Source organism: Streptomyces sp. NPDC050439 (genome assembly GCF_040655335.1).
Taxonomy (GTDB): domain Bacteria; phylum Actinomycetota; class Actinomycetes; order Streptomycetales; family Streptomycetaceae; genus Streptomyces.
In genome coordinates, this window is record NZ_JBFAJT010000019.1 from 1 (window position 1) to 18,918 (window position 18,918).

18 protein-coding genes and 2 pseudogenes are annotated in these 18,918 nt (G+C 67.7%); 11 read left to right on the forward strand and 9 right to left on the reverse strand.

Features of this window, described 5'->3' with window-relative positions; genetic code table 11:
• Window positions 1–469 precede the first annotated feature (469 nt).
• Window positions 470–895 (reverse strand): annotated as a pseudogene (locus tag AB0I66_RS42675) (protein kinase); the annotation flags it as partial.
• Window positions 896–1,568: 673 nt separating this feature from the next.
• Here AB0I66_RS42675 and AB0I66_RS42680 point away from each other — a divergent pair.
• From AB0I66_RS42680 to AB0I66_RS42690, 3 genes are all read left to right on the forward strand, one after another.
• Window positions 1,569–1,820: a hypothetical protein gene (locus AB0I66_RS42680; RefSeq protein WP_363213503.1), complete on the forward strand. Its 252-nt coding sequence runs from the start codon at window positions 1,569–1,571 to the stop codon at window positions 1,818–1,820.
• A complete protein-coding gene (locus AB0I66_RS42685; RefSeq protein WP_363213504.1) occupies window positions 1,817–2,215 on the forward strand; it encodes a hypothetical protein in 399 nt (132 codons plus the stop codon). Before AB0I66_RS42680 ends, AB0I66_RS42685 begins: the two co-directional genes overlap by 4 nt.
• 682 nt (window positions 2,216–2,897) lie before the next feature.
• On the forward strand, window positions 2,898–3,443 hold the full coding sequence (locus tag AB0I66_RS42690; RefSeq protein WP_363213505.1) for an isochorismatase family cysteine hydrolase: 546 nt from the start codon (window positions 2,898–2,900) through the stop codon (window positions 3,441–3,443).
• Between the two features lie 604 nt (window positions 3,444–4,047).
• On the opposite strand, the gene AB0I66_RS42695 is transcribed toward AB0I66_RS42690, so the two are convergent.
• Window positions 4,048–4,659 carry a hypothetical protein gene (locus tag AB0I66_RS42695; RefSeq protein ID WP_363213506.1) on the reverse strand — a complete coding sequence of 204 codons (612 nt, stop codon included), beginning with the start codon at window positions 4,657–4,659 and terminating at the stop codon, window positions 4,048–4,050.
• Window positions 4,660–4,739: 80 nt separating this feature from the next.
• Between AB0I66_RS42695 and AB0I66_RS42700 the strand changes: the two genes are divergently transcribed.
• Window positions 4,740–5,120, forward strand: a complete 381-nt coding sequence (locus AB0I66_RS42700; protein WP_363213507.1) for a hypothetical protein — start codon at window positions 4,740–4,742, stop codon at window positions 5,118–5,120.
• Between the two features lie 108 nt (window positions 5,121–5,228).
• On the opposite strand, the gene AB0I66_RS42705 is transcribed toward AB0I66_RS42700, so the two are convergent.
• The gene (locus AB0I66_RS42705) at window positions 5,229–5,570 is read right to left on the reverse strand and encodes an ankyrin repeat domain-containing protein (protein WP_363213508.1); all 342 of its coding nucleotides are present in this window, start codon (window positions 5,568–5,570) and stop codon (window positions 5,229–5,231) included.
• Window positions 5,571–5,790: 220 nt separating this feature from the next.
• On the opposite strand from AB0I66_RS42705, the gene AB0I66_RS42710 reads away from it, so the two are divergent.
• Together AB0I66_RS42710 and AB0I66_RS42715 are read left to right on the forward strand one after the other, a co-directional pair.
• The gene (locus AB0I66_RS42710) at window positions 5,791–6,060 is read left to right on the forward strand and encodes a hypothetical protein (protein ID WP_363213509.1); all 270 of its coding nucleotides are present in this window, start codon (window positions 5,791–5,793) and stop codon (window positions 6,058–6,060) included.
• Between the two features lies 1 nt (window position 6,061).
• Entirely contained in the window at window positions 6,062–6,277 is a 216-nt protein-coding gene (locus tag AB0I66_RS42715) for a hypothetical protein (RefSeq protein WP_363213510.1), read from the forward strand.
• 387 nt (window positions 6,278–6,664) lie between these two features.
• Here the strand turns inward: AB0I66_RS42715 and AB0I66_RS42720 are convergent, their stop codons facing one another.
• The 3 genes and pseudogenes from AB0I66_RS42720 to AB0I66_RS42730 all read right to left on the reverse strand — a co-directional run.
• Entirely contained in the window at window positions 6,665–6,808 is a 144-nt protein-coding gene (locus tag AB0I66_RS42720; RefSeq protein ID WP_363213511.1) for a hypothetical protein, read from the reverse strand.
• 336 nt (window positions 6,809–7,144) lie between these two features.
• Window positions 7,145–8,017 (reverse strand): immunity 49 family protein, encoded by an 873-nt coding sequence (locus tag AB0I66_RS42725; protein WP_363213512.1) that lies wholly within the window; start codon window positions 8,015–8,017, stop codon window positions 7,145–7,147.
• Between the two features lie 206 nt (window positions 8,018–8,223).
• A pseudogene (locus AB0I66_RS42730) lies at window positions 8,224–8,893 on the reverse strand (transposase family protein); the annotation flags it as partial.
• A 38-nt stretch (window positions 8,894–8,931) separates the two neighbouring features.
• Here AB0I66_RS42730 and AB0I66_RS42735 point away from each other — a divergent pair.
• A complete protein-coding gene (locus AB0I66_RS42735) occupies window positions 8,932–9,123 on the forward strand; it encodes a hypothetical protein (RefSeq protein WP_363213513.1) in 192 nt (63 codons plus the stop codon).
• Between the two features lie 1,008 nt (window positions 9,124–10,131).
• Here the strand turns inward: AB0I66_RS42735 and AB0I66_RS42740 are convergent.
• Complete coding sequence (locus tag AB0I66_RS42740; protein ID WP_363213514.1) at window positions 10,132–10,386, reverse strand: hypothetical protein; 255 nt, start codon at window positions 10,384–10,386, stop codon at window positions 10,132–10,134.
• A gap of 1,157 nt (window positions 10,387–11,543) precedes the next feature.
• Here AB0I66_RS42740 and AB0I66_RS42745 point away from each other — a divergent pair.
• The 3 genes from AB0I66_RS42745 (at window position 11,544) to AB0I66_RS42755 (ending at window position 14,866) form a co-directional block, all read left to right on the forward strand.
• On the forward strand, window positions 11,544–11,807 hold the full coding sequence (locus tag AB0I66_RS42745) for a hypothetical protein (RefSeq protein ID WP_363213515.1): 264 nt from the start codon (window positions 11,544–11,546) through the stop codon (window positions 11,805–11,807).
• On the forward strand, window positions 11,804–13,015 hold the full coding sequence (locus AB0I66_RS42750; protein ID WP_363213516.1) for a TMEM175 family protein: 1,212 nt from the start codon (window positions 11,804–11,806) through the stop codon (window positions 13,013–13,015). Before AB0I66_RS42745 ends, AB0I66_RS42750 begins: the two co-directional genes overlap by 4 nt.
• Window positions 13,016–14,350: 1,335 nt before the next feature.
• Window positions 14,351–14,866, forward strand: coding sequence for a hypothetical protein (locus AB0I66_RS42755; protein WP_363213517.1), 516 nt, complete (start codon window positions 14,351–14,353; stop codon window positions 14,864–14,866).
• Window positions 14,867–15,280: 414 nt separating this feature from the next.
• On the opposite strand, the gene AB0I66_RS42760 is transcribed toward AB0I66_RS42755, so the two are convergent.
• Both AB0I66_RS42760 and AB0I66_RS42765 read right to left on the reverse strand, forming a co-directional pair.
• Window positions 15,281–16,213, reverse strand: a complete 933-nt coding sequence (locus AB0I66_RS42760) for a hypothetical protein (RefSeq protein WP_363213518.1) — start codon at window positions 16,211–16,213, stop codon at window positions 15,281–15,283.
• A gap of 421 nt (window positions 16,214–16,634) precedes the next feature.
• The gene (locus tag AB0I66_RS42765; RefSeq protein ID WP_363213519.1) at window positions 16,635–17,204 is read right to left on the reverse strand and encodes a hypothetical protein; all 570 of its coding nucleotides are present in this window, start codon (window positions 17,202–17,204) and stop codon (window positions 16,635–16,637) included.
• Between the two features lie 301 nt (window positions 17,205–17,505).
• Between AB0I66_RS42765 and AB0I66_RS42770 the strand changes: the two genes are divergently transcribed.
• Entirely contained in the window at window positions 17,506–18,261 is a 756-nt protein-coding gene (locus tag AB0I66_RS42770; RefSeq protein ID WP_363213520.1) for a hypothetical protein, read from the forward strand.
• The last annotated feature ends 657 nt before the right edge of the window (window positions 18,262–18,918 follow it).

Sequence of the window (18,918 nt, forward strand, 5' to 3'; positions counted from 1 at the left end):
CGGTGAGGTACACACCGTGGCTGTTCGGGCAGGGCGATGGACCGGGTTCCGAGGCCGCGCGCGAGATGGCGGCCCGACTGGACCGATGCTTGCGTTATGAGTTCCCAGATGCGGAGGCCACCGTCCCCGGCATGTCCGGACCCCAGTACGGAGATCTGTGGACGTCGACGATGCCACCACCGTGGACCCGCCGGCCTCGCTGCAGCCGGTGCTTACGCCGCTCGCCGATCTGTTGCTACGCACGTCGATAGCGTCAGGGCCAGAAACCGATACCGCGGATTGGGCCGGCCGAGGACCGGGGAGGTTGGTCGACTGCATTGGGGTGCAGCACTGTCGCACCAGTCATAGCCCACGGCGCCCGCGGCGGTCTCGCCCGCCCCCCGCTGGGTGTTGTTCACCCCGAGGCCGAGCGCCGCAAGCCGGCCGCCGCCGTCGCGGCCCAGCGCCATCGCCGAGGCAGCGGGTGTGACCGGGACGAGCGGGCCGTGCCCGCCGCCGACTCCACCCTGCGCAGCAGTGACGCCGCGTCGTAGACGGCGCGCTCCCGGTGCGTGCGGGCCAGGCAGTCCGCGATGATCTGCCACCAGGGGAAGGGGAGTTCGGAGGAGAGGCGCAACTCGTCATGGCCCAGCGCGTAGCGCACCGCCGTGTCCCGGCGGGCGGAGGGGGTGGAGCCCTGCAGCGGCCGGGAGCCGGTGAGCACGACATGGGAGAGTACGCCGAAGGCCCAGATGTCGGCCGCCGGGACGGATCTGGCGGCCGCGTTCGCCGATATCGGACCAGAGCAGCTCGGGCGGGGTGTAGTCGGGCGTGGAGAAGGCGGGGTTGTACGCGTGCGTGCCCTCCATCTCGGCGGCCTTGTTGCGTCGGCCAGGCGCACCGAACCGTCCCGCATGGTGGGCTCACCGGTAAGCGCTCAACTGCTGCTTGACGCGTGGTGCTTGTGGTGGTGGCGGGGCCGGTAGATCAGGGGGAGGGATTGCCCGGCCGGTAGCAGCACAAGGCGGCGATCGCGTAGCGCTGCCAGGACCGGCCGCGTAGCCGCACCGTCGGCGTCTGCCCGCGCCGTCCCCAGGTGCGGGCCCGCGACGCGGTCATCCCGAAGCCCGCCTCGTCCTCGAAGACGCCGAAGACTCCCAGCGCCCCGCCGCGGTCATGTGGCCTGGGGCCACACCGACACCTGCCTTTCCGCAGCTTTACCGCGTGCTCGCATTTCCGGGCTGGGGTGAGGAAGGCTGTCGCACAACGTGCGCGCTCATGTTTTCGCGGCTGCCCCCTCTCCGGGCACCGGCCTTGCCCGGGCCGGAGGGGCAGAGGAATGTACCGCCGTGGGGGAGGTCGCAGGGGTAAGGCTCCTTGGCGAGGAACGAGGAACTGCGCTCAGGTGGTGGGCCTGAGCAGTGCACCCGACGGCCGGCCCCGCCGGGGCCCTGGCGGGGCCGGTGGCGGCTGTGGTTGCCGTGCGTGCTTTCCCGGCAGGAACGTCACGGAACGGACCGGGGAAAACTTCCACGACGGCTGCGCAAACGCCGCTCACTCCGGAGGTATACCTGATGTATTCTCGTGTCATGGCGCACACGACGATCAAGGTCGAGGACACCGTCCGGGACAGGCTTGCCGTCCTGGCCGCGGAGAAGGGCACCAGCATCGCGCAGCTGGTCAGCGATTTCGCCGCACACACCCCGACCGCGAGCGAGCGAGCCGAGCGCACCGAGCGCACGCTGGCCCTCCTGCGGGAGATGTCGGGCTACACGCCGTCCCCGGAACGGGACCGTGAGGCCGATGCGGAGCTGGCGCGCCGCCTCGGCGACATCGCATGAGCTCTGCCCCTACCGCCCGTGCGGTCGACGTGGTCTTGGATGAGAGCGCCCTGCTTGCCCTGGGTTCGGGCAACGTGCTGGTGTCGCGGATCCTGCACCAGTCCGCTGCCATGGACGGATGGCATGTTCATGTCGCTCTGGCCGCTCTCGCGGATGCCGACCGCGGCCGCGCCGGAGTCGCCGGCCACCTCGCCATGCTCGAGCAGATCACCTTCCACCCTCTGGACCTGGCAGCCGTCCTCGCGGCCTCCGGCCGGTCCCGTTCCCTGGGCTGGTCCCACACCCGGCACGTAGCGCAGCCCGGCCCGGAGCGCCCGGACGGCGCCCGTGTCGTCACCACCACACCGCAGGACTGGGACGGAGCAGGCGTGCGCGTCCTCGACGTCTCTCCCTGAACCGGTGCGGGGGATCGGCCGGTAGGCGTGGGGACTGCGTCTGCTGGGTGGGTCGCGGGGCCGTCCGGTGGCAACGGGCCGGATGAGAGGCTGCAGTGACCGGTAGGGCGTGCCAGGCCCCGGATCGCGAGAGTGGGGCGCTGTGCCCTTTCGGGCGTGCTGCCTGGCTGTAGTAGGTCAGCTGGCCGTCGGCGGTTTTATTTCCAGGACCGCCTTGTTGGCGACGCGCCGGTCGAGCAGCGCTTGGGCTGGGGACGTGTTCCCGGGAACCGCGGTCGTCTCCGCTGTCGCCCTGTCGGCCACCGCAGCCGACCGCAACCATCACCGCCACTTGTGGTCGAGACCAGCGCTGTGCAGGCCGACAGCCCCGGACGCGACATCTACACCAACCAGGGGCGTCGCCTCGGCAGGTGCGGGCGCCCCGAGAGGATCAGACCGCCTCCATCACGCCGGCCCGGGCCGTGGCACCCATAGACGTAGAGCTGGGCGGCGGGTGCGGGACCGGCGAGCGCGTCAGTGTCCGGCGGTCCTCGTCGGTGAGCGGACGCCATGTCCGCGAGCGGTGCCGGGCGCTCGTCCGGCGCTGCCATGCCAGGAGAGGGACGGTTTGCGCGCCGGTCTCGGCCGTCGTCGTGTCCAGGCTGCGGACGCGGCGGGCGCACGAAGGAGCCAAGGTGGAGGTATGACAGAGAGCGCACTTGTCGTCATCGACATGATCAACACCTATGAGCACGACGACGCCCACCTTCTCCTCCCCTCGGTCGAAGCTGCTCTCCCCGCCCTTGTGCGGCTCGTCGAACGGACTCGCAGTCACGGAGTCCGGGTCATCTACGCCAACGACAATTTCGGCGAGTGGCGGTCCCACCACGGAGAAATCCTGCAAACGGCGCTTGAAGGCCCGCACGCTGGACTCGTGCGTCCGCTCGCGCCGGACGAGAAGTCACAGTTCGTCATCAAGGCGCGGCATTCCATCTTCTACGAGACCCCGCTCCACTACCTCCTCACCCAGCAGAACGTCGATCACGTAGTCCTGTGTGGTCAGGTGACCGAGCAGTGCGTCCTGTATTCCGCCCTGGACGCGCACATCCGTCACCTCAAGGTCACTGTCCCCCGTGACGCGGTGGCCCACATTTACCCGGATCTGGCCGACGCCGCCCTGCGCATGATGGAGAGCAACATGGGCGCCCGCATCGTTGACGCGGACGCCGTCAGGTTCGCCACCCCCTGATCTGTGCCTCTACCCAGGTGTGGAGGGGGTCGCAGGTGCTGGGCTTCTTCCAACACCTCCCGGCCTCCCGGCGGGAGACCGGGAGGGCCCCTCACATGTGCTGCCTACTGTTCTGCGCGCGGATCGTCGGCCATCTCCAAGCCGTCGATGAGCGTGGTCATGAACTCTCGATTGCCACGTGGAGGGTTCTCTTTGTCCGTCAGCCTCTGGCACTCCTCCGGGGTACGTGGATCGTCTTCCCAGCTGCCGGGGCTGAAGTTCCAGTCCTCCCACCCCGGGGCCGACTGGGAAACAGCGACGCTGCATAGGCGCGCGGTCTCGGCTCGGCTGAGGGAGCGGATCAAGCCCAAGCACTTCGAGGCGGGCTCGCCCGCGCCACGATCAAGCCTAGGATGCGCGGGCTCACCCGGCCGCCCGCCCAGCAGCCGCCGCCTCCCGACCCAGCGCCCGCAGTTCAGGTGGCGTGAGTGAACCTCACCACGTGTCTTTGAACCCTCGAGGCAGGTTCCTCGGCAGGTTCTGACAGGAATGCTTTTAGGGGTGGGTGCCGTTGCGGAGGGCATTGAGCATCTGCAGCCGCCGTGCGGGCTGGATGCCGCGAGGGTCAGGTGGTGCTGGATGGTCCCGTCACTACGCCGTCGCTTGTGATGCTGATGTGGTCACTGTAGAGCTGTAGGTGGCGGCCGGTTGGCTCGAGATCGCCTTCGGCGAGGTCTTCCGTCTCGTCCTGTCCTTCGACGTGTACGCAGTAGCGCCACGTCCTGCACTGGGGTTTGGTGTCGGTGTCGTAGTCGGGGAACCCGACGATCACCTCTGCATCAACCAACCCCAGTGCGCGGGCGTCCAAGGAGTCGCGCACCCTCACGACGTCTCCCGTCTTGAATTGTGGGGCGGTGGCCGCCTCCATTTCGCCGGACTGGGCGCTGTGTACGGCGGGGTGCAGGAAGCCTTTGCCGTCGGCCGGCCGTTCCCAGCCGTGTTCGCCCCAGTCGAAGCCGAGTGTCTGCAGGCATGCGGAGGTGGGTGTGCGGGGCGTCAGGTCGATATCGAAGTGCTGGATCTGCGGGGTGCGGTTGAAGGGTCCCCGAGCGTGCACGGCGACCTCGCCGTGGGGTGCGAGAGCTGTGCGGAAGTGTTCGGTGAACGCCGCGTTCTCCGCCGGGGATGCTTCGACCCGTAGGGCCAGCCAAATGAGACGGTAGGGGGCCAAGACCATTGCCGGGGACTCCGTTGCGGACGCATGGGCAGAACGGGCCAGTTTAACTGTTTCTGACTGCGTGGTTGGTACGACGCCGCGTGAACCTCACAGTTGTCCTGGATCACACCGCGCTGACCGGCCTCTTCAACGGAGAGGAGTTTTTCACCGGCCTGTACGTGGAAGCCGCGCACCGCCGCGGCCAAGTCATCGCCCCGGCCCTGTCGATCCTGACCGCCGAGCGCGCAACACCGGGAGCCGGAACGCACGCGGCCTCTCGACCCTTCATGACGATCGCGCCCTTCGAGACCGCGCACCTTCGAGACTCTCTGGCCTGGCCCTCCACCGTGCCCTGGGCCGTCGTGCACCCGGCCGCCCTGCACTGGCAAGCACGGTCCCAGGGCAAAACACTCCACGTGATCACCACCGACCCCCAGCTGTACTCCGGAACCGGGGTAACCCCCCTCAACCCCTACGCGTAGAACCCAGGTCGTCAACGCTGTCGTGGTGCAACGGATACAGGCGCCTGCACCACCGCTACGAGCGCAAGCCCAAGCACTTCCTGGCCTTCGCCGGGATTGCCGGCACCCTCATCTGCTGTCGCCGGTGCGCCGCTCGATGTGCTCTGCAAGCAGCTTGATCGCAGGCTGATGGTCATACTGCTGCGCGACGTCTAGCGGGCTGTCCCCGTAGGGATCACGCAGTTGTGGATCGGCGCCGAAGGCGAGCAGGATCGCGGTGGTGTGCACCGTCAGACGCTTGCCCGTCTGCAGGGCCCCGTCACCTTCCACGTCGAGCGCATGCGTGAGCAGCGTCGCCCCTCCAAAGACCTCGTCGGGATCGACGCCATCCACAAGCAAATGTGCAAGAGCCTCGGCATCTTCGTGCTCCACCGCGTGATGCGCAGGCGTCCAGGAGAAGGCGTCGTTCACGGCGCCATACAACCCCAGCCCCACGCCCGTGGCCAGCCAATTCCTAGTGCTGCCAGGCACCAGTCAAGAACACCGCCGCGTCTCATCTCTCCACGCAACCGGCGGAAGTGGTTCGGCTGTGCGTGGCCCGGGCGGGCTTCTACCGCGAAAATCCGAACCTGCGCTGCGGTGTTGGACCTTTCCGTGGGGGTTGTCAGTGCGGCTTGGCAAGATGATCTCTATGAGTAAAGTCATCAACTTCAACCCCGCTGACCAGGCCGACGTCGTCGCCTTCCTGGGCGCTGCCGATCAGCTCACCGCGGACCAGCAGCGCATCCTCGGCTACATCCGAGAGGCCGCTGAGGCCAAGCAGCGTAGCCTCGACCGGCAAGGCGTCGACTGGGGCCTGACGATCCCCGACGCGCTGGATCATCTGATAGCAGGGTGGGCCGCTTCTGCAGGCCGACTGCGCGGGCAATGCCTACTACACCGCCCTGCAGAAGATCATTGACATGAACGGTTCCGATTCCAGCACCTTGGGCAGCTACTCCAGCCCATCCACCTTCTTCGGCCTGCTGGACACCGAACTGTCCCGGGCGGGCGTCGCCCGCGACCTGCTGCCCTTCGACTTCCTGTATTCAGGGCCACCCGCCGGGATCCCCTTCTCCATCCCCGGCCCCCTCGACGGATCCCCGGAGATCGGCCTCTGGCCGCTGGCCGCTGGCTAAGGCTAAGCCCGCGGCCGACGCGTATCGCGCGGTCATCGATCGGATCGACGCCGATTTCCGGTACGACCTTAAAGAGCTCATCGAGATGCTGGACTTCGAGCACGAGAACTGGCGGGACATGCAGGACGTCGACTGGTACACACAGGACACGATCTTTTTCTCCATCGTCGGCTGACTCCACGCTCTTTGAGCTTGGCGTTCGCCGGGCGCTGGAACGTTCTTCGTCTGATCCTGTGCTCCGACCAAGGTGCACCGGATTAGACGAAGGCCGTGAGGTTGAGTCTGCTGCCTGGAAGCGCGGGCACCGTTGGTGGCCGCCGTCGCCAGCCTGGGCCGCGTCGCCGGGGCTGGGGACAGGGAGGTGACGCGGGCGATCCCCCAGCACCTTCACGGCAGGATCACCGACGCCGTGCGGGCCGTCACCGGCAGGCCCCGACGTGCCGCGAGGGCACACCCGTGCACATCGTCATCGACGACCGATCCCAAGCCGACGACGGCAACGCCGGATTGCAGGTTGAGCACCTGATCCAAGCCACCACGTGGGTACAGCGGTTCTCCCGCGTCGGGACAGGCGCACCCGGAGCCGAACCTGGAACCGAAGCCGCGTAGCACCAAGTCCAGGTGCTGCTCGTGATCGTGAGTAGTGTTGCCGTGCCTTCGGCGGCTGCGCCTGAACGGCCATAGCCGCCACTGACTGACACTGAGGTGCTCGAAGCACCGGGTCAAGACCGCGCGAGAGACGCGGAGATCGCCCAGTGAACGCTGGTCGGCTGCCTGCTGCAGGAGCCGCTTCGGGTTCGTCCTTGGCGGCGGCCGGTTCACTGTCGACGGGGTGTTGATGAGCAGAGGCTTTGCGACCGATCGACGTCACGTGGGGAACTCGCCCACCCAACCGCGCTGCAGCAGGTGCTTGGGCAAGTATTCCGATTCGACGTCGATCCACATTCCTCCGTCGTAGGCGAGGCAGGCGATGGCCAGCGGCCCCAGGGCGAGGCTTCCATCAATGTCCGCTTTCCGCGCATCGTTCAGCGTCCAGTAAGCCTTGTGCAGCTGTAGGGCTTCCAGAAGGGCGGGGCTGAAGCCCTCCTCATCCTTGCGTACAAAATGGTAGAAGAGATTGATCGGTGGGTAGAGCAGGCCATCCAAGAGATCGCGCGGGGCGATGCGCGCAGCGGCAGGATCCGACGCCTCGAACGTGGCGGTGAGTTTCTCCACCAGCCCAGGCCGGCGCAACCAGTATGTCTGCAGGGTGTCTATCCAGTGATAGATGTACTCGTCGTACTTTCCCTCGCGTGCGCGCAGTCGCTCCAGGTGGATCTCGCACAGTTGCGTCATCCGCGGCTGATCACGGCAGATGACAGCAAGCCAGAATGCCGTCAGCCAGCTTCCCGCATCGGCGGTCGGCATCGGGCCCACGGCTGGAAGCGTCCGCAGCTTCCGGTTGATGCGGCACTCGACTATGCCCTCATCCGTTGTCGTCATGGCGAACAGGGCTGAGCCCAGTTGCATCGCATTGACCGTGGCGTCCCATGTTTCCAACGTTGCCGCTCGGGGGTCGACGACGCAGCGAGCGCGCAACACCAGGAGTCCGGTGTCGAAGTGTGAGTCGATCAAGCTCGCGGAACCGGCGGAGTCTGCAAGGTGATTGATGCCGTCCACCAAGTGAGCGCCGAGGCTCCGCGCCAACTGCTCGGGGTCAGGTTGCGGCGACAGATGATGCCGGGATATCTCTACGGTCACGTAAGGGTCCCCTTGCTGAAGTCGAACTATCTCGAAGAAGTATTCCCTGCTGCCCTGGGGCGCTCTTCCGCCAGGTTGCATAGGAGAAAGACGTGGGCCCCGTCGAACCCGGCGGGGCCTTATGTGCCTGAGTAGGGGCTCTGGCTAAAGGGTGTTGCCCAAGGCTGCGTTGGGGCAGGTCGGGACCCGTGCTGGCGGTCTTCTGGTCATGACGCGTACGCGAGGTTGTGCATGTGGGCGACGGCCTGGACGGCGTGGTGGAGGCCGTCGCCGTGCTGTCGGCAGTCGCGGAGGATCTTGTAGTTCTTCACCCGGCCGATCACATGCTCCACCCGGGCGCGGACCGTGCGGTGGGCGGCGTTGCCGGCTTCCTCGCCCGCCAACAAGGGGCGGCGCGGGCGTTTGCGGTGGGGCACCGCCATGTTGAAGTTGAGGTAGGCGCCGTCGCCCAGCACGGTCACGCCCTGGCAGAACTCGGCCAGCCCGGAGGCCCGCCAGGCGTGCGCGTCCGCGGTGGTGCCCGGCACGGGCCGGGCGGCTGCGATCACAAGTCGGGTCCCCGCGTCCACGACGACCTGCACGTTCACCGAGAACCGGTAGTTCCGCGAGGAGGCCCCGATGCGCCGGCCGGGACACCGGTTCCAGAGCCAGCAGCGGCCCCAGCTTCTGAATCACTTGGCACACGGTCGAAGACAAGACTCCGAAGAGCGGCGCCGGCTGCCGCATGGTCAGGTTCGTGCGGTAGTACACGGCCACGACCAGGACCCGCTCGGCCAGTGGAAGGCTCCGCGGCCGGCCCCGCAGCGTGCCGTTGCCGCCCCGGTCACGGACCGCTCTGAGCAGACGGTGAAGCCTGCCGCCGGGAAGCCGACCGGTTCCGCTTCGACCGCCTCATCGCGGTGCAGTTGGTTTTGATGGCCACGCTCAACCGCTTCGGCAACGCCTACCAGTACGTTCCGCTCGCACAGTTCACCGCAGTCGCCCAGGAGTGCGAGCATCCGGTGATCCTGGCCAACCTGTGCACCATGGTCCGCGAGTTTGGCCTGAAGGACGAAGAGGGCTTTCGTCTCCTGCTCTCCGCCACCGCGGCCGCCGCTCGCCGCTGACCCCCCACCACGGTCCGTCCTGCCGCTGCGCGCGCACCTGCCGGAAATCGCGGCACCAGCCGTTCTGCCGGGGTGCCTGGGCGGGCAGTGACGGCTCGCCGCGTGCCCGCGGGGCGTCTGTCAGCGCCCTCCCTGGTCGGCGATCAGATAAGTGGAGGGCTGCTGCTCAACTGCCTTGGCGCTGTTGGCGGTCTTGAAGCCGCCGTACATGCCTGGCGTGCTGCCCGGCCCGCGACCTTTGGGCGCGGTCAATCGAAAGCACTTGGGGGTCCGCCGCGTGCTCACAACTCGACTTCGAAGGAGTCCGCGTCCACCTCTACGAGTCGTGCCAAGGCGTTCCGATCTTGCTCGGCCGTCGGGCGGGAGCGTACCTCGGCCCTCCACACCTGGCCACTGACTTCGGCTTCGTCCACCTCGCCAATAGAGGTGCGAACAGGCAGCATGTGGGCTCCTCCGCATCAAGATCCACAAGAGGCGAAGGGGTGCTTGGCTTTGGCTGGGTTGGTGGTATCGCCGGGGCGTGTACGTCACCCCCGTGGCTGGGCGGTCATCCTGCGAGGCGGTTGGGACGTGCAGGTTGCTCATCGCTTCGTGTGTGCCATAGGGCGTGGAGTCGTGCTGCCTCTGTCGGCCATGTGGCCCTGGATCGTCGGTCCTGGGGGTGTCGGGTGAGGGGCGTATCGAGTGATCGCGGTGGTGATGTCTCGATGTCAGCTTCAGCTTCACTCTTTGGCGTGCGCCTGCGATTTGAAAGTGTGTCAGCGGGGTGGTGTCTTGGATGTGCAGGGTGCGGTGCCTGTTGTCCTGGGAAAGCGCCCGAGTTGTAGGGGGTAGGTGGGGGAGGGGGGACAGCATTGCTTGGCCCCATGACCTCATGACGGCCCCTCACGGCTGTCTCGCCATGGTGGGTTCGGTGCGCGTGCGGGGTGCGGTTCGCTGAAGCTGTCCCCGGCTGTCCCCGGCTGTCCCCGGCTGTCCCCGGCTGTCCGGGGTGTTGTGGGTGGTGTTTCAGTCGGGGTCGGGGTGTTGCAGGGCCTGGGCGTGGTCGAGGTGGAGGTCGGTGATGTGGCCGAGGTGGGTGGCCAGGGTGTGGTTGCCGCGTTGGGTTTCTTCAATCTGGGCTTGGCGGGTGGCGTGGGCGTCGGCCCAGGCGGTGGCGGCCTGGCCGTGTGGGGTGGCGGTGGGGCTTATGGTGTCGCAGGCCTGACAGGTGTCTCGGCCGGTGTTGGGTGTGTGGCACGCTCCGCAGATGAAGTCGTTCATCGCGTAAGTCCCCTTTCCGAAGGCGGCGGTGCAAGGGCCGGGCTGAATCACTGTGGCGTTCTTGCAGGACGGCGTTGTACCGGGTGCGTTCGATCTCGCCGTGGCGGGCTCGCTGCTCACGCCGTGGTGCTGGGTGGGCTGTTGGGTGGGCTGCGCCGGGGCGAGGGCGGCCGGCGCCTGGTTGCGCAGGGCTTCCACAGGCTGGTGGAGGGAGTATCCGGTGGCGGGGTTGATCACGCGATGTCCCCCGGAGGGCCGGGCCCCGGTCTTTCGACGCGGGCCCGCCTCCGAGCACTCCTCATCAGCGCTTCGGTCGTGGCCGCGGCGGTCTGCCGGGCCCCCTTGATTGCTGCTGAGGAAACCAGCGGGGTTCGACCAGATGGCCGACCAGGGGGCCCCGACCAGGGTCACGACCTCGCAACGCCTGGGTGGTAGGGCTGTGGTCGGGGTGAGGTGGTGTAGGTCGGCCCGCCCTTCGCCGGTTTGCCGGCTCTTGGGGGTGTGGCGGGCACGGCTGGCGCTACGTGCGGGGCGGGGCGCGTGTCGGCAGCGCCTGCATTGCGGCTCAGTCAAGATTTGTGTGAAGCCGGTCGTGCTCCCGTGCGCCAGTGACGCTCCGTCATGGGTGGCGGGATGCTCGGTCAGTGTGAGGAGTGGCTGAGGACGTGTTTGCGCACCTCGGCGGGGTGCTGGTGAGGCAAGTGGTGCAGAGGGCGATTTGTTGGGGATCGGGGCGCGTACGGCATCAACGCTCTCGGCGTCGTGTTCGGGCTGTGGGGTGGTGTCGCGCCCTCGGCACAGCGGCTTCGGGCGCCGGCTTGCCGCGAACACTGTCGGTCGGCGGGTGCTGCGCTGGCTGCGCGCGGCCGGCTCGATCGCCGGCGAATCGGTAGGGGCACCCGCATGAGCTCTGGGTGACGGGTCGGGGCCTTGGTGGCATTGGTAGGGAACGGCCAGGCTGCCAGGGCGCGCCCACGAGGTTGGATGGAACGGCGCTCGGCGTCATCGGGTGCAGCGCCGGTGATACAGGCGTTTGCCGGCTGCCGTCCGCCGCGCCGTCGGGAGGCGGGACCGAGGCCGGCGGTCGTCCGTGGCGGCCATTCGCCCATGCGCGCTGCCCGCCGGACAGGGGCGTATACGCTGACGCATACTGTGGTATGTCTGATGCGATGATCAGGGTGCCGGCCGAGGTCCGTGACCGTCTGGCGGTGCTCGCCGAGTCCCGCGGCATGTCGATCCGCTCTTTGGTGCAGGAGTTCGCGGAATCCACCCTCACCGACGAGGAGCGCCGCGAGCGCGCCGATCATACCCGCGCCTATCTGGCGGAACACTTCGGCGTTGAGGTGACGGACGAAGAGAGCGCGGCGATGGGCGCCAAACTGCGCGAGGCGCTGGCCCCGCCGCACGGCGACGCCGCGTGATCCTTCACCACCTGGTGCTCGACACTCCCACCCTGCTGGCTCTGGCCGGCAACCGGCAGGTCTCCGCGCTGATCCACCGCGCACATTTTGAGACCGACACCCGGCTGTGGGTGCCGGCCCTCTCCCTCTTGCAGGCCGATCTCGAACACCGCGGGATGGCCGAGCGCGCCGGGCAACTACCGGTGCTGCACATTGTTGACCTTGACTACCCGGCCACGCTCGCGGTGACCGCGCTGCATCACGAGGGTGCCCCGGTGGGCATCGCTGCGGCGTTGCATGCCGCCCGGATCGGCATTTGCTCAGCCCGATGCAAGCGACGGATCTCCGCCCAGTCCTACACGTCGATCACCCATCCTCCCGGTCTGACTCAACGAGCCAGACCATCGAAGGGGGTCACCTCTCAAAGTCCAGGACTGGTCCACTTTTCGAAGACCACCGACACGTGTGCAGTGCAACTACCAAGGGGACGTACGTTCATGGACACCAGCGATGCCGGTGACGACACCGACGCGGCCCGCGCGACAGGAGCGCACCCGGCGCGGCCCGCTGCGCCCGAGCCCGCAGGGAAGGAGGCGGCGGGCCTGCCGAGCGAACGGCTGCTGCTGTTCACCGACGCGGTGACCGCCATCTCCCTGACCCTGCTGGTGCTGCCTTTGGTCGATCTTGTTCCCGAGGCCGCATCCGAAGACGAGCACGCCCGGGACGTCATCTTCGACCACCTGGACCAGATCGGGAGCTTCCTGCTGAGCTTCGCCGTGGTGGCCAGGTTCTGGTTCGCCCACCACCGGGTCTATTCCACGGTCGGTTCGCTCAACCGTTCCCTGACGGTGTGGAACATGGGCTGGCTGCTGTGCATCGTGATCCTGCCCCTGCCGACCGAGATGGTCGGCTCCTTCGGGAGCGATCGGTTCGCGGCCACGTTCTACTACCTCACGCTCCTGGCGAGCATGGTGTGCCAAATGGCGATGCTGCGTGTGCTCACATCGCACTCCGAACTGCTCACCGACGACGGGCAGAAGTCTCGCGCCCTGGTTGCCTCCTCCTATAGCGAGGCCGTGCGCAATATCGTGGCGCTGGTGGCGGCTTTGGTGATTGCGCTCGCCGTACCGGCCCTGCAGTACTACAGCCTGGTCCTGCTCGCTACCACTCCGTGGATGGCACGCTTGGGCGCCCGCTACCGCTACCGCTACCGCTACCGCTCGCGCTGAGCGTGGCATAGCCCCGGCTGCTTCGACGACCCTGTCCCGCAGCGCATCGTGGCCGCATCTGGGCGGGCAGCAGCTGGCACCGGAGGGGTGCGGTGCCGCGGTCGGGCGTGGATGATCTACGCGGAGATGGGCGGCATGCGTGGTTCTCGATGTTGGCCGCGCTGGGATCTGCCGCCACTTGGCGGGAGCGACGGCCGCCCGCCTGCATGCCGTCCCTCGTAGGGACAAATTGGACTGATTCCTCGCCAGAAGTATCCAAGTCCTGCATCCTCGCGTCCGCGTGGGACGCTGCAGCGTGCGGTGAGGCTGGTGCGTGTTGCGGAACGTTCCCTTTGTCTCACCCGGCCGACGGGCCCGCACGGCTGAACTAGCGCAACGATAGGTCACCCCTCCCTACCTTCGGAGGCGACAACCCGAAGTGGAGAGCAGGACGAAGAGTTCCGTGAAGCCGTGCGGCGCCATCGACGGGACCGATCTGTCCGCTCTCGGAGACAGGGCCCTCACAGACCTGAAGACCGGCCTGGCTGGGCCACCTGCCGCCGATCTCGCGCGCCGGATCCAGCTGAGCCCGGACACGCCGTTCTGCCCAAGATCGAACATGGCAGGGAGATTCCTGGTGTGGCTGCCTGCGGAGATTGGGTCGCTTCCAAGGATGCTGAGGCCAACTGGCCCTCGGGACACGGGGGTTGACCCACCACACAGGGCGGAAACGATGGGCTCGCTCCGGGTGGACTGGGGGGTGAGCGCCTCGGCGGCGGGGCAGGCGGCCATGTCCGTGCCCAACTCCAGCAGTCCATTTCTCGCGGCCACGAACTCTTTCGTGTGCACAGGCCTTCACCTGATTGATCACGCGGTGTGCGGTACCTCCATGAGCCGCAGGGACGTGGCGGTGCCACTGATCTGCCGCGAGGTCACCTGGCACGGCGACATGGCCCGGTGAGTGCATCGGTGTCACGGCGTGCAATCAGCGAACGCGAGGTGGACTCGACCCGCCGCAGGTGGCTGGCTGTCCCCGGGGGTCGACCTTTCGCTGCCCCGGATCGGTTTGCGTGTAACAACACCTGACCGGTTGTCAGTGGTAGCTGCCGGCCTGAACGGATCGCAGAGGGGGCGGAGGGGGCGGCAGTGCCGGGACAGCAGCTGGGAGAAGGAGCGGGAGCTGAACCCAGGGCCGGGCGTTCGGTCCCGGGCGCCGATGCCTTGGTTCCCCCGGAAACGGGCGCTGGGCTTCACCGACCTCGGCGGCATGTGTAGGGGCGAGCCGACCGGAGCCCCGGGGCGCTTGTGCCAAAGAAGTGGTGGTTGTGGTGGGGCTGTTCGGAGAGACTGCTGTCTATGGGGGACAACTCACTGGTCATCGCAGCACTGACGGGGGCGACGGCGATCGTGGCCAGTTCGCTGGCTAGTTGGTTGACCAGCAGGGGCAATGCACGAGCGGCCCGAATCCAAGTAGATGCCTCCACGCAGGCGCAGCGTCAGGAGGGCGTGCGACAGACCCGGCGGGCTGCCTACCTGGCTCTCATCGAGCAGGCCCAGGTTGTTGCCGACGGGCTGCGGGGCGCGGATGGTCTGTCGGCTGCTGAGTCGGCCTCGGTCCTGGCCGCTCATCGGGAACGGCATCAGCAACTGCGCCGCGTGGTGACGCTCATCGACTTGGAGGGCCCCTCTGCGGTCCAGGTTGCGGCATCGAACCTGCTGATCATGTCGGGCATGCTCTCGACCGCTCTGGCAGCTACGGCGCAAAACGCCGACCAGGACAACCGTCGCGTGTTTGACGAGACGTTGCGCGCCTACATCCGTTTGATCGGGCCCTTTGTGGCTGAAGCCGCGGCGGTGCTGGACGCCGCATAATCCCGCACGCCCAGTTTCGCACGATGGAACGTGCTGAGTGGCCGGGGCGAGCAGGGTCTGTCGGTGCGGGTGTCGTGTGGCTGCGGCAGGCGGGGCCAGGGCGCGATCGGCGAGCCGTCGGGCCGAGGGCGTCAGCGCACCGGCCCTTGTCTGGGGACCGCGCCGTGACGGCCGGGGGCTTCGCTCTCCCTTGGACGCATGGCTCCGCTCCTCACGCCGTGTGTCGAGCGCGTCGTGGGTGTCGGGTGTTTTCGGTCAGGTTCGGGCCGGTTGGGGTTTCGCTGGTGCAACTGGAGCGCGTGGACGATTCAGTTCCGCACGGCGCAGCTAGTTGTAGACGCTCCGCCAGTTGCCGTACTTCTCCCACACGGTAGAGACCCGACCACACCGCCGTCCCTCATGCGCAGTCGTACCTCAGCCCGCCCGCTCATAGGTAAGGACGGTCTTCGGGTGGTTGCCGATCTTGCGTAGGCGCAGCGGGCCGTCCGAGGACTTCACGTCGAAGGAGTACTCGGTCTCCTCCGGCGGGCAGTTGAGGGTCCTGGTGCCCTGATCGAGCGTGAAGCTGCTCAGGGACAGGTCGTGCTGGTCGATGCCGGAGACAGTGGCACTGCCCTTGCATCGCGGGCCGGTGCGGGACTCGATGACCACGCCCGCGGATTGGCCCGGCTCGACCTGATGGAGGGTCAGCTGCTGGCTGCCGTCCGTGGCTTGCCACCGGCCCACGAACCAGGGGTGGATGGGCTTGTACTCCGTGACCACCTCGGCGAATCCGGAGCCTTTGCGCCAGGTCAGCGTGGTGGTTTCCAGCATGCTGGGATCGACGAAGTCCACTCGGGCGCCACCGTCGCGGATGCGGGCCTTCGGCCAGGCGATGGTGTTCTTGGTCGGATCGGTGGTCCAGGAGGAGAGGTCCCCGGTGGCGACGGCCGCGATCACCTCTTGCGGTTCTTCGCCGTCCCTGCAGTACGCGCCGAAGCCGGCCGCGAGCCACACGGTGTCCCGGTACGCCTTTGCCCTGATGCCGTGGCACGGTTTGGTGCCGGTCTCATAGACCGTCTTCGGGGTGGACCAGGCGTCGTCCAAGGCGTGGCGATGCTGTGCCTCCAGGCCGCGGCGAGTGAAGCGCAGGGACACCTGCCGGCCGTCGGACAGTTCGAGGACGGTGTGGTCCTCGTCGTCCTCGACGATCCGTGAATCAGGCTTGTTCTCCGGTTCGCGGGGGGACTTCGTGGGCTTCGCGCTGCTGCCGGACGGCCCCCTGTCCGATTGCTCGGCGCAGCCGCCGAGGGCTGCGCCGAGCATCAGCACCGCTACCGCCCACGCCGCTGCGCTCTTGGTTCTCATGCCGTGTCAGCTCCCTGTCCGCCGTGCCGCGATGCCCGGCCGGTGGGTGGCACGAACTCGGCGATGCTAGTCGGTGGGCGGCCCGCCCCGCTCGGCCCCCGGCACGGTGCGGCCCCGGCGGTTGCGTCACTCGTCGAGGACGGCGGCGAGGGCACTCGGGCCCGGGCCGCCGCCTCCCGCGCCTCCAACTCCTCGAGCAACGACCCCATCAGCGTCGCCTCCTGCACCCGCACAGTGGACATCCGGCCACGCCGCCATCACCCGCAACCACGATCTCCCAGCTCAAACCATCGGGGCCGTCCCCGGAAGAGAGCTACACCCAGGACAAACGACATGGCCGCACCGTAGACCGTGGCGCTGACATCGCAGCTACGCGCAGGACGCGAAGACTCCCCGCCAGCAGTGATCCAAACGAATCGCCTTATCCCTTGATGAGGGTTCCTGGGGGAATCTCGGCGTCTTTGGCTTTGTCGCCGGGTGGGAGTTGGCGGTCGTAGCAGCCCTGACGCCAGACCAGCTTCTTGAACTGCTCCGGGGTGAGTACGCCCTGCCACGGGGTGCCATCCGGGCAGAAAACTCCTTCGCAGGTGTAGCAGTAGTGCGCCGGCAGCCAGTACTCGTTGGCCAGTGTCTCGCCGGACGTCTCGGCGGCGGCCTTGTCCCGGCCGTCGCTGCGCACCACCGCGATGGTGACCGCGAAGATGAGCAGCCCCAGGGCCACGCCGCCGACCGTGTACAGCGGGTTGTCCTGCTCGACGCCCGTGTAGGCGAGGCCGCCGCCGAGCATGAGGCTCAGGACGAGCCCTTCGGCGAAATGCAGGCAGCCGTCGCTGCCGTCGCCGCTCTTCTCCGGGCCCTTGGCCAGGCGGGAACCGAGGTTGTTGGCCCGGGCCCCCTTGTTGGAGCGCGCCTGCTCGACGGTGTGTACCTCGGCGGAGCCGCAGCGCGGGCATGTGGGCGTCGGCGGCCCGGGCCTTGCGTCCGTTGTCATGTGCAAAACGCTACCTGGCTCGCTGGTCACCCATGACAGGAGCTCGGCCGGTACGCCAGTACTTGCCAAGGCGCATCGAAGCCCGCCGTCTGTGTGCGCCGACAGCGGCACCCGGTTCACCCGGTTCATCGACGAATGGTGGAAGGCCATCGAGCCCGTCGGGTGGGGTGCCTCGCGCGAGACCCAACCGCTCCTGTGCGACGACTGCAAGCGGCGGTCTCGACACGGCAGGCCTCGGCCTGTGCCTGCTCATAGCCTGAAGGGACCCCGGTGGGAGCCGGCTGTGGGCAGAATCGGCTGCATGGCGGATTCAGCAGCGTGGTTCGCGTTGATCGGTGCGGTCGGCGGCGCAGTCGTGGGGGCGGGGGGCGCGGTGTGGGGGCCTTTGGTGCTGCACCGGCGCCAGGCGGCGGAACGCAGTGAAGCGCTGCTGCGCCAGGAGGAGCGGGAGCGGGCGCAGCAGCGCCGCGAGGACGAACTCCTGCAACGTCAGCAGCAGTTCGAATTGCGTATCGCCGAACGGGAGAGAGCGGCAGCGGCGGAGCGGGAGCGAGCTGCCGAGCTTGCCGTTCGGCAGACGGCCGTGACAGACCGCCTGAAGAACATGCGATCGACCACCCGCGCGTGGCAGCTGCTCCTCAATGACACTTTGACTGAGTTGTGGCACGGTCGGCCTGTCGAGCCGGGGGCCTTCTCCGAAGCGTGCCGGGCCGCAAGGAAGGCCGTCAACGAGGCATTCGACGAAGCGCTTCACGATGGTCTGTGGTTCGCGCATGCCGGTTCGGCACGGACGTTGATGGGCGATGGTTCGATGATGCAGGCCTTGACGCCCAACGATCACGGGGTGGACGTGCACGCTCTCGGAGCGGCATTGAGCGACGCGACGTCCGCCCTCACCGCATGTGTTGAGGCCGGATGTCCGTTGCCCGAGGACCTCCTCCGTCAGGCGAACTCCCGGTTGAGCCACCTCGACCTCGCTCGCGAGTCACTGAGCGCATACACCGTGGGCCGGCTGGCCGCTCTCGGTGTGCAGGTGCAGATACCGCCCGGCGCCTGACCGGCGGGGCGGACGCCGATTCGGGTGTGCCTGGCCTTCTGGCGGCTGGGATCAGCTGTCGTCGATCTTCCTGTCAGCGACGTTCGCTTCTTGCTCTGGCACGTGATCCGGCCGTGACACTGCGGCAGGTGGCCGGCTCCTGCCGGATCTCCGAGCGCCCGTTCCAGACCGTCGTAGCCGCTGTGGGACGGGCGGTTTTCTGAGCCGCGTGTGGGACGGCGCAATCAGTACACGCTGCACCTGGAAAGGGTTTCTCCGGCATCGCGTCGTTGGCGCGGGTCTGGGATCTGAAGGTCTGTTTGCGGGGTGGAGTCTTGGATGTGCAGGGTGTGGGGCATGTTGTCCTGGGAAAGTGCCCGAATCGTTGGGGAGGGTTGGCGGGGTGTGGCCCTACGACCCCATGGCCCGATCCCTTTAGGGCCGGGCGGGGTCTTTCGGCGCGGGCCCGCATGCCAGCACTCCTCATCAGCGCTTCTTCCGTGGCCCGTGTGCTGTGCCGGCCGTCGTGGTGGCGCCCGGTCGGTGGAGGTTCAACTCCCACAGCGGGGGGGTGGGGCGGTGAGTGGAAGGTCCGCGCTCTGCTGGGTGTTATTTCTTGGTTCGTTGGGCGGCTTGTTCAAGGATGCGCCGTCGTGTCCAGCGTCGGCGTCCGTTTTG